The sequence below is a fragment of the Methyloceanibacter sp. genome (assembly GCF_050728395.1).
Lineage (GTDB): Bacteria > Pseudomonadota > Alphaproteobacteria > Rhizobiales > Methyloligellaceae > Methyloceanibacter.
This window is the reverse complement of record NZ_JBOHJB010000100.1, coordinates 1-9499: the sequence shown is the minus strand read 5'-3', so window position 1 is coordinate 9499 and position 9499 is coordinate 1. Positions and strand designations below refer to the sequence as shown.

Sequence of the window (9499 nt, the reverse complement as noted above, 5' to 3'; positions counted from 1 at the left end):
GAATGGCGCGGTTCTTGAGGAGGTCGGCCTCTTCCACCGACGTGTCGAGCTCGACGAGCCTGGTCCCCTTCTCGACATCGTTGCCGCTCTCGAAAGAGTAGTTCTTGACGATGCCGGCGACCTCCGGAGACACGTCGACGCCTCGGATGGCGATCAGCGTGCCGATCGACTGCACCCGGTCGATCCACTCCTTGGTTCCGGCGCGCTCGGCCGTAACCGTCGCGGCCGGCGGCTTCATCTTCGCCATAAACTCGCCAATCATCTTCGGCTTGAACACGAGGTTGAAATAGCCGACCCCGCCGAGAAACAGGGCAACGAGAATGCCGGCAATCAAAAATCGCTTGATCATTGTGCTGTATTGGCTCGCGTCGAAGGCCGACGCGTCCCCTCCAGGGTCGACCCTAACCATCGGAGACGGCAAAATTGCGCCCACTAAGTGGGGAAACCAGACCGGGATAGCAGGCCCTTTGCCCTTTGCAAACGGACTTGATTGTCATGATTTCGCCGCGTCGCGTGCCTTAGATTTTTCGGTCGATCGAGGTCAAAACTCAGGGTTCGATGCTCTATGCGATCGGCGATGCGAAAAGTCCCCATGATTGCGGCATGCCTGGCTTCCAATCCTGCTCTGGCTGGGCCCACTCTCAGTGGCCGAGACGCCACTCGGCATCTGGTTCGACGCCTCCACCCCAACCCTATCCGTACACATATTCGTGATCTAAACCAGGGAACAGAAACGCCATGACCATCACCCTTTATGAACTCCAACCTTCGCCGCATGCGCGCAAAGTCCGCCTGCTCGCGGCCGAGCTCGGCATTCCCTTGAACAAGGTGCCGGTCGATCCGCGCATCGGCGAGACGCGCACCAGCGAATTCCTCGCCAAGAATCCGAACGGGCGGGTGCCCACCCTCGAAGAGAATGGCTTCGTCCTTTGGGAATCGCCGGCCATCCTCAAATATCTTTCGGCCAAGCATCCCGAACGAAGCCTTTGCGGTGCCGACGCCAAGACCCAGGCTCTGGTCGATCAATGGATCTGCTGGTGGGTCGGCGGACCTGAAGCCGCCATCGACGCGCTCGCCTGGGAGCTCATAATCAAGCCGAGGGTGCTCAATCAGCCCGGCAACGATCCCGGCATCATGGAAGATGCCCGCGCCCGCCTCGACCGCTTCCTGCCCGTGCTCGACAAGCAACTCGCCGACCGCGACTACATCGTTGGCCCGCTCAGCGTCGTCGACTTTCTCATCGGTCCGCGCCTCGATACGGCGCCCGCCAACCTCGACTTCGACATCAGCCACTACAAGAACATCGATGCCTGGCTCGGGCGGCTCCGCGCCAAGCCCTATTGGAAGGACGCCTGAGCCAAGAGGTCAGCGCTCTCCCTTCTTCGACTTCTTCACCGCGAGCTTGCCGTTTGCGGCGACTGTCTTGGCCTTTGCCGGCGACATCGGCTCGCGCCGGGTTTCGATCACCTTTCTGGGCATGAGCTTGGCCGCCGGCTTGGCGGCAGCGCTTGCTTGCTTCACTGCCCCGATCGTCGGCTTGGGTATCGGGACCGCCGCCCTCGGGGCCAGGCTCGCAGCCTTGGGCGCTGCGCTCACTTTTGCAGCCGGGCTTGCAACCCGAGTGGCGGCGCTCGCAACCTTGGGGGATCCACTCGCTCCTCTCGGAGCCGGGCTCGGCGACTTTGCCGCCTTCTTCGCAGAACTCCGCACCGCTTCCTTGGACTTGACTGCAGCCATAGGCTGCAGAGCCGCCGCCACCGGCGGGATGGACAAGGGCGCAAAGACTTCCGTCATGGAAGGTTCGGGCAACAGCCGCGAAGCGGTTCCGCCGTTCAACAGCGCCGCGACGCTCAGGTGACAAGGCAAGCCAGGATTGAGATGATGCCCAGCCCCGGGCACGCGCTCGTGCGTCACCCCGAGGCTTGAATTGGTGCCACCGTACCAATCGAGCGCGCCGAGATATTGTTTCACCTTCTTGAACGCCGCAGGCAGTCCGACGACCGTGCCGAGCGTGGTGATGCGCAGGCGATCGAACAGCGGGCTATCGTCGCCTCCCACATCCTCGACATAGTGCTGGAGCGCATGGCTTGCGACCAGCGAACCCTTGCTGTGGGCGAGGAGACATTCGAGCTTGGGGGGATCGGCGAGCAGGATTTCGGAGAGCGTCGCCGAGGCGTCACTTCCCGCCGCGATGTCGGCCGGCACGGGTGAGCGGAGGCGCTCGAGAAACTTCTCCATCGTATTTCTGATCCGGTCGGCGGCCCCGAATGCGAACCAGCCGCCGAGCGCCTCGGTCATAACGTCGGACAGCCCATAGCCGGTGACGATGCCGGCGACATCGGTGTCGAGCGCATCGGCGACGTTGCGGGCAAGCGCCGCGGTGCCGAGCGCCGAGCTGCCGACCCCGGCAACGGCGATGGCGCGAATGGTCCGCCCCTCCTTGTTCATGAAGCGGAGCGCGCGCTTGTAATGCCTGATCTGGCGATCGGAGTTGCTCGGCGGCACGACGATGATGCTGCCCTCGCGATCGACGAGCGGCGACAGCTTCGCCTTCTCTTCGAGCGTCAGGCTCGCGGTGTCGTAGAAGAAGTTGTCGATGACGGCGTTGCGCTGCCGGTAGCTGAAGAACGGCAGACTCGCAACAAGCTCTGTTGAAGCAGACATTTGATTCTCCCCGCTGAATTGACTTGCGCCAAGCTTAGCCCTTGAGCGCTGCATGACAAGCCTGGCCTCTGCATCTTTCCTAGGCAGCGCTGCTCAAATTCAAAGCGGCGGCAATTTGGCCATGCTCAATTCGCCTCGGCGCTGCATCAGCGCGAGTTGTGACGAGAAGCGATGGATGCGGGGCGCCAAGCGACCGCGTCCTATTGTTAAGGGCAGCCTCTCGGCACCCCGCTGCGGCGATATGTTCTAGCCCCTTCCCCTCGCTTACCGCCTCTTCCGCGGGCAGCGTGTAGCTGCCGGCAGAGATGGACCCGGGCTTTCCAACCCAGGCGGGGGGCAGACGAGCCCCTGAGGTGGTTCGTTACCCCGGCCGCGAAACGCGAGACCACTCTTTCTCAGATGAGGTCGCACGCCCGTTTCGCGGTTCTCCTCAGGCGCCGCACCCCAGCCCCACATGACAGAGACGGCCTAGGTCACGCATCCCTCACGGGGCAGGGATGGAGGGAGTGTAACGCAGGCGCGGAGGGCGGGGATAAAGAGTGCTTAGGTCCGCTAGGTGCCACAAGCGGACATGAGGCGCGGACCTACCTCTGCTTAAATGCCTAAGCGGACTGACTGGTTTGGTGAATCTAGTAGCGCGCCTCCCAAGCTTTTGGCCGAACAATACCCCAGCGGTTCGAGGAAGGGCGGGAAGAACATTGCTGACACATGGAGCCCGGTGATATCTTAATTGATGCGTCTGGCCTTCATGGAGGTCAGGGCTATGGTGTGTCTCCCGCAAGAGACGTATCAAAGTTCGTTTCCCAATCTTCGCCCGAGCTGACAGCCCCGCGATTGACAGCGGGAACGAACGTGCTCGTCTACCAACCGCCTAGCCTAGGGGAGGATGCAATGAGAAGATTGTTCCTGATCCTGAGCCTTTTGTTGCTCGTCACGGTGCTTGGGAGTAGCGCTTCATTGGCGCAAACCAAACTCGATGCGAGTATCCTTTCTTATGACGGTAAGGACTTTGTTCGAACCGAAACAACTTTGATGAAAGATGGTCAACCCGCCGTCAATACGAAACTTGACCCTGATAGCGCCGCCTACAAAGCCTTGGTCGAAAAAAAGTCCTACACCGGGCCAGTGAGCGTTTTTGGTCGAGACTACCAAGGCAACTACGCACCGCTCATCGGTGAAGACGGCAAATTGACCGGTGCCCTGTTCGTGGGGATCCCGAAATAGTCGTCCTTGATAGCGCGGCCAGTCTGATCTCGGGCAGTGACGCCCGCGTTGGGGCTGGCGTGCATACGTGTACCGAGGTTTGCACTTGAGTGGGCGGCCGTCTGGCCGCCCACTTTCACTTTGTGGCCGCGCAGAAACAATGTCCGCTTTGGGTCAAAAGCGGACATGATCCGCTTACCTCTTGGCGTGCTTGATGGTTCGCGTCGCGAGCGGCCCGGGAAGCGCGCGCCGAGCTTCGGTCTCGAGTTCCTCCCGACGAGAATGCAGAAACAGCACCCAGATGACGATCGCCGCGACCCCAGCAACGGCCAAGGCCACCGCCGCAGGCTTGGTCAGATGCTCGACCTGTTCACCGAGGGTGTAGGCCCCGAGGCCAAACACCGTCGCCCAGAGAATGGCGCCAGCGGCATTGAAGAAGAAAAAGCGGGGCCACGACATCCGATTGACGCCGGCAAGGAGCGCCGCGAGCACCCTGAGCAGCGCAATGAAGCGCCCGAAGAAGACAATCTTGCCGCCATGCCGCTGGAATAAATATTGTCCGACTTTGATGCGCCCCTCGTCAGGCCGACATAGCCTCCATAGCGAATGAGTAGGCGGAAGCCGACCTCTCTGCCGATCCAGTAGCCGATATTGTCGCCGACGATGGCTCCCGCCGCCGCAGCGGCGATGATTTCGACGATATTGAGGTTCCCGGTCTTGCCTGCATAAATTGCCGCAGCAATCAATATTGCCTCGCCGGGCAGAGGTAAACCCATGCTCTCCAGGCAAACCACCCCGGCAACCGCAAACGAGCCATATTTCATGATCAGGGTTGTGGGGCCAATCACGGGCTTCCTCTTCGTCGTTAACTGCGATAGTGGAAGGCGCACTCGGCAGCCGTTTGGGCCGGGATTTGACCGATTTCCGCCATCATCTTAGGCGAAGCGCAAGCGAGAAAAGTTTGCGATCAGCATGACACCTGCCGAGCCAGCCTTTAGGGCAGGTGCCAGCCGAACGCTGTGAATGACGTGGTCTCGGCTAGTGAGGTTGAGTGACGTGAGAACCAGATACCGTAGCGCAGCGTACGTTGCAATTTTCACCGTCGTCCTGATTTCGCTCCCAGCGCTGGCCGCCATTACCGAGCGCTTGAAGCAGGACTGTCGAGGGGATTATCAGCGCTATTGCAACGCGTATGCAGTCGGCAGCGAGGCCTTGCGTGCCTGCATGTCGCGCTCCATCAAGAAGGTGTCGAACGTGTGCGTGAGGGCTCTCGTCGATTCCGGCGAGATGTCACGGGCGCAAGCCGATCGCCTGCGCAAGCCCACGACGAGCAAGCATGTGACCCACAAGCGCACATATCACAGCAAGCGCACGACGAAAAAGCGCACGACCACGCAGCGCTGAACACATCGCCGGCGTGACCCCATCGGCCCAATCCAAATTCGGGCTAGGTCCGATCGAACGATGCACGAGCGAGAGCCTGGCGGCATGGGTCAGGCTGCGCCAAGACTTGTGGCCGCATGCGTCGGAGCGAGAGCTTCGCCCTGAGGCGGCCGCTCTCCTTGCCCGGCCGAACGATGCGGTCGCCTTCATCATGTGGGGCGAGCAATCCGCCGCAATCGCCTTCGCCGAGGCGACCTTGCGCCGCGACTATGTGAATGGATGCAGCACCTGCCCCGTCGCTTTTCTCGAAGGAATTTATGTCGATCCGAGCTGGCGCGGCCCTGGCGCGGCGCGGCTCTTGTGCAACGCCATCGAGGATTGGGCCGCTGGCCTGGGCTGCACCGAGTTGGCCTCCGATGTGGTGCTTCACAACGACGCGTCGCAGAAGGCGCATGAGGCCCTCGGCTTTGAGGAGACCGAGCGGGTGGTGTATTACCGGAAGCGGCTTTCGCGGTAAGGGAACGGCGCAATAGGCTTCGGCTCGAACAGGGAGAGACGTCATGCTGCGCGAACAACTGACCGAGAAAATCCTCGATATCAAGCGGAGCAAGGGCTGGAGCTGGAAACACATCGCCGAGGAGATCGGCGGCGTGTCGCCCCTCCTGGTCGTTGGTGCCTTGCTCGGTCAAATGAAGCTGGTCAAACCCTTGGCCAAAAAAGCCGCCATGCTCTTTGGTCTGACGGGCGACGAGGAGCGCATGCTGAACGAGGTGCCTAACCGTGGCACGCCGATGCCGCCCACCGATCCTCTCGTCTATCGCTTCTACGAGCTCGTCATGGTCAATGGTCCGGCCTTGAAAGTCCTGATCGAAGAGGAGTTCGGAGACGGCATCATGTCCGCCATCGATTTCGACATGGAAATCGAGCGGCAGCCGAATCCCAAGGGGGACCGGGTCAAGATCACCATGTCCGGCAAGTTCCTGCCCTACAAATATTACGGCAGCGAACAGGGGATCCAGGAATACGGCGTCAAAGAAGCTTAGGGGCGAATTGGCGGGCGCAAGCTCAGGCGCTAATCACCGAGAAAGCCGCTCAGCGACCCGGCAATGTCGTTGCCGCCGCTCGCGGTCCGGCGTGCCGGCGAGGATGACGCGCTCGCCTCCTCCCCTTCCGGCTTCTTGGGTTCCGGCGGAGGCATGGGGAAGCCGGCGGCGCTGCCGAACAGGGCCGTCGCCATCTTGTTGTCCAGGCCATAAACGTCGGCGAAGGTCGAAAGCTTGCCCGCATCGTCGACCACCGCGGTGAAATAGGTGAGATGCACCGGGATCTTGTGATCGAGCGTGACCGTGCTCTGGGCGCTTGAGTCCCACGAGTCGTTGACCTTGCTTGCCGGCCACCCATTGCCCTCGGCAAGAAGCACCGCGGCGAAGGCTTGCGGCTTCTCCATGCGAATGCATTCATGGCCGATCATGCGCACCGGCTGCTTGAAGTATTTTTTCCGCACCGGCAGCGTGTCGTGCATGTAGACGGTGTGGCGGTTGGGGAACAGGAATTTCGCCTTGCCGAGGACGTTTTGCGGCCCCGTCTTCTGCAGGAAGGTGTAGCTGAGAATATTGCCGCGGCTCCAATTGACGCGTGCAGGGTCCACCGGGCTGCCGTTGTAGCTCACCGAGAGTTTGTGGACACTGAGGATCGAGTAGTTTCCGTCGCGCAGATGCGGAAGGAGGTTCTCGGTCACCACCGTCTCCGGCGCGATCCAGTCCGGATTGAACACGACGGTTGCCATGCCGGCGGTGAACACCGGCGTGGCGTAGCCGATGGTGCCGACGAGGGTCTTGTCGGCGTAGATCGTCTTCCCGTCCTTGACCACATAGAGCATGAACTCCGGCGAGTTGTTCCAGACGTAGACGGGGCCAAGATCCTCCGGCATCCAGCGCCAGCGCTCCATGTTGATGATGAGGCGCTTGATGTCCTTGTCGTTTGCCGCAGGCTTCGCAGCCCCCTCCTCCGCGCCGCGGGCTTTGAGCAGTGCCTGACGCAGGCGCGCAAACTGATCGTGCTTGGGATGCAGGGACTGAAGATATTGATCTGGCGCAGCCGCAGCTTCGATCTCGCTCAACACCGTCTTCGGATCGCGCACATGTGGCGTCTGATCGAACAGCTCGCTGATCTCTGGCGGATTGAACCGTCCGCCGCGGGCGAAGCGGGCATAGTTCAGGATGGCGAGATCGAGCTTGATCTCGGCGTCTGCCTGGTCCTCCGGCGTCGTTGGCAGCGCGCCGGCCGGCGGCAGATCGAAGGCGGCGGCGTCAAGGCCCCAATCGTTGGCCTTGCCGATCTCAAACAGGGCCGCCTGCCCCCGGGCCGAGAAGCCCATCTCCGTCACCCATAAGGGCGCGCCAGTCCTCGCTTCGTAGAAGGCTTGAAGTGCGGCGAGATCGTCGGCATTGGCGCCCTTGCTGACGGAAGGATCGGCGAGCTTGGCGCGGATACTGGCCACCACGGGGTTTTTCTGGGGCTGCTGATTGGCCGGCGGCTGATTTACAGGCGCGGCCAAGGGCTGTGGCGAAACTGGCATAGGAGCCGGCTGGGCGGGCGCTGCTGCCGGATCCTCCGCCCGCGCAGGCCCGACGGGCGCCAAGGCCAAGGCCTGGACCGCGCAAAACAGGACGGCGATGAGGTGAGCCCCGCGCATCCCCTTGACCCCTCCGATAGGAGGGAAATTAGCCTAGGAAGGCGCCCTTCGGCCACCCCGATCTCTCGCGTCACCCACGGCGCAAAAACCGAAGGCACGTCAGGTGCTTGGACAGATCAGGAGCCGCTCTTGGTCGCCGTGGCGCCTGCCTCGATGTCGTGGAGCTTGCCCATGAGATCTTTCATCGTGCTGCGGCAATAGATTCCAGTATCGACCTTGCTGGTTTCTCTCATGATTTTGTACGCGGCAGCTTTGTTCTGGATTGCGAGCTTCATCAATTTGTCTTTGTTGATCGCGGGGTCGCGCTTCACATAGTAAGCCTCGATCTTGGCCAGAGCATCCTTGGCCTTGGCCACATCGGCATCCGTCAAATGATGCTGGGCCGCACAGTCTTTAACCACCTGGTAGTCGGTGTAGTAGGTCTTCAAATAGAGGCCAAGATGCGGTTGGTCCGCCTGAGCCGAGAGCGACATCAGGCAGGCGCAAGACGCGAGAAATACTCGATAGGCCAGTCGAGGCATGGGCGTTCCCTTCGCAATGAGCGTCTTAGCGCCGACCGCACGCCGCGTCTACAACAGGATGTTGTCGCACTTCTTTCAGGGGTCGAAGGCTGAAATCATTTGGCGGTGGCGCAGCCCGAATAGGTCTCCTTGCCATCCTTGCCTTCGGTGACGAACGCGGTGTCGCCCTTGTTCCAGAACACGAAGGACTCGTCCTTGTTGGCGTAGCGGGCGCCCGAGGCGGACATGGCCTGCGGTACCTTCAAGCTCCTGCCGTCGCTGAGCTTCAGATCGACGGAAGTCGCATAGAAAATCGCCTCGATGCTCTTGCTGCCCTGGCACTTGAAGCTGGCCGTGGCGACCGGCGTTTCGGCCAGCACCGGTGATGCCAGCAGTGCCGCTAGGCCGAGGACGCCGAATCTTGTGTAGCTTGAGCGGAGCGTCATGACTGCATCTCTACCTGACGACGTAGACGATTCTCCTGGCGCCGGGCTCGACCACAATCCTTTGGCCGTTGATGTAGGAATAGACGTACGGCGACGCTGGGATGGGATAGACCGGCGCGGCCGCAGGCAAGGTCGCTCCAACCATCACTTCTCCGTCGACGAAGACCGGTTGAACCACCTGCTGCGTCACGTAGGAGAGAACCTCCGGCGCCGGAATGACCGGCTCGACAACGCCGACGGTGGGCGGAACCGCGACCATGGCGCCGACCGGCGGGGTGGCGACGACGGCGGCGACGCCCGTCGGCACGACGATCGGAATGCCGAGCTGAGCGCCCGACACTTGCAGATTGGTGGGCTTGCCTCCGGCATCGGTGACGAGATACGGGGCGGATGCCCAGCCCGTGACATCGCCCACCACGACACTGCACCAGGAATAATCCTGAATGCATCCGGTGACCGGAAACCGCGTGTTGGCGGGCATTTGAGCCACCACCCCATATTGGAAGCCGGGACCGCTGCGCACATTGAGGTGACCGGTGGGGGAAAAGACGGCTGGCACCGCAAGCGCCGAGCCGGCAATGAGGGCGGCGCCGGCAAGCGACGCGAAA

General features: G+C 61.7%; 10 protein-coding genes and 2 pseudogenes. 5 read left to right on the top strand and 7 right to left on the bottom strand.

Features of this window, described 5'->3' with window-relative positions; translation table 11 throughout:
* Positions 1-409, bottom strand: a pseudogene (locus tag ACREC7_RS14080) (hypothetical protein); the annotation flags it as partial.
* A 329-nt stretch (positions 410-738) separates the two neighbouring features.
* Here ACREC7_RS14080 and ACREC7_RS14075 point away from each other — a divergent pair.
* On the top strand, positions 739-1356 hold the full coding sequence (locus tag ACREC7_RS14075) for a glutathione S-transferase family protein (protein WP_431556319.1): 618 nt from the start codon (positions 739-741) through the stop codon (positions 1354-1356).
* A 9-nt stretch (positions 1357-1365) separates the two neighbouring features.
* Here ACREC7_RS14075 and ACREC7_RS14070 read toward each other — a convergent pair whose 3' ends face one another.
* On the bottom strand, positions 1366-2664 hold the full coding sequence (locus tag ACREC7_RS14070; protein ID WP_431556318.1) for a hypothetical protein: 1299 nt from the start codon (positions 2662-2664) through the stop codon (positions 1366-1368).
* 891 nt (positions 2665-3555) lie between these two features.
* Between ACREC7_RS14070 and ACREC7_RS14065 the strand changes: the two genes are divergently transcribed.
* On the top strand, positions 3556-3888 hold the full coding sequence (locus ACREC7_RS14065; RefSeq protein ID WP_431556317.1) for a Cache 3/Cache 2 fusion domain-containing protein: 333 nt from the start codon (positions 3556-3558) through the stop codon (positions 3886-3888).
* 174 nt (positions 3889-4062) lie between these two features.
* Here ACREC7_RS14065 and ACREC7_RS14060 read toward each other — a convergent pair.
* Positions 4063-4691 (bottom strand): annotated as a pseudogene (locus ACREC7_RS14060) (DedA family protein).
* Between the two features lie 232 nt (positions 4692-4923).
* Between ACREC7_RS14060 and ACREC7_RS14055 the strand changes: the two are divergent.
* From ACREC7_RS14055 to cynS, 3 genes are read left to right on the top strand one after another with little or no spacing between them, the layout of a single operon-like run.
* Positions 4924-5271 carry a hypothetical protein gene (locus tag ACREC7_RS14055; protein WP_431556316.1) on the top strand — a complete coding sequence of 116 codons (348 nt, stop codon included), beginning with the start codon at positions 4924-4926 and terminating at the stop codon, positions 5269-5271.
* 52 nt (positions 5272-5323) lie between these two features.
* A complete protein-coding gene (aac(6'), locus tag ACREC7_RS14050) occupies positions 5324-5767 on the top strand; it encodes an aminoglycoside 6'-N-acetyltransferase (protein ID WP_431556320.1) in 444 nt (147 codons plus the stop codon).
* Positions 5768-5810: 43 nt separating this feature from the next.
* Positions 5811-6293, top strand: coding sequence for a cyanase (gene cynS, locus ACREC7_RS14045; RefSeq protein WP_431556315.1), 483 nt, complete (start codon positions 5811-5813; stop codon positions 6291-6293).
* A gap of 29 nt (positions 6294-6322) precedes the next feature.
* Here the strand turns inward: cynS and ACREC7_RS14040 are convergent, their stop codons facing one another.
* The 4 genes from ACREC7_RS14040 to ACREC7_RS14025 all read right to left on the bottom strand — a co-directional run.
* Complete coding sequence (locus ACREC7_RS14040) at positions 6323-7753, bottom strand: L,D-transpeptidase family protein (RefSeq protein WP_431556314.1); 1431 nt, start codon at positions 7751-7753, stop codon at positions 6323-6325.
* Between the two features lie 308 nt (positions 7754-8061).
* Positions 8062-8466: a hypothetical protein gene (locus ACREC7_RS14035; RefSeq protein ID WP_431556313.1), complete on the bottom strand. Its 405-nt coding sequence runs from the start codon at positions 8464-8466 to the stop codon at positions 8062-8064.
* A gap of 95 nt (positions 8467-8561) precedes the next feature.
* A complete protein-coding gene (locus ACREC7_RS14030) occupies positions 8562-8891 on the bottom strand; it encodes an MliC family protein (RefSeq protein ID WP_431556312.1) in 330 nt (109 codons plus the stop codon).
* A 10-nt stretch (positions 8892-8901) separates the two neighbouring features.
* Positions 8902-9499, bottom strand: a 598-nt coding sequence (locus ACREC7_RS14025; RefSeq protein ID WP_431556311.1) for a DUF1236 domain-containing protein, incomplete at its 5' end; no start/stop codon positions are given.

What these genes read in the sequence shown, in the direction of transcription:
- ACREC7_RS14065 (WP_431556317.1), top strand. Translation starts at nt 3,556, where the DNA reads ATGAGAAGATTGTTCCTGATCCTGAGCCTTTTGTTGCTCGTCACGGTG.
- cynS (WP_431556315.1), top strand. Translation starts at nt 5,811, where the DNA reads ATGCTGCGCGAACAACTGACCGAGAAAATCCTCGATATCAAGCGGAGC.
- ACREC7_RS14075 (WP_431556319.1), top strand. Translation starts at nt 739, where the DNA reads ATGACCATCACCCTTTATGAACTCCAACCTTCGCCGCATGCGCGCAAA.
- ACREC7_RS14035 (WP_431556313.1), bottom strand. Translation starts at nt 8,466, where the DNA reads ATGCCTCGACTGGCCTATCGAGTATTTCTCGCGTCTTGCGCCTGCCTG.
- ACREC7_RS14030 (WP_431556312.1), bottom strand. Translation starts at nt 8,891, where the DNA reads ATGACGCTCCGCTCAAGCTACACAAGATTCGGCGTCCTCGGCCTAGCG.
- ACREC7_RS14070 (WP_431556318.1), bottom strand. Translation starts at nt 2,664, where the DNA reads ATGTCTGCTTCAACAGAGCTTGTTGCGAGTCTGCCGTTCTTCAGCTAC.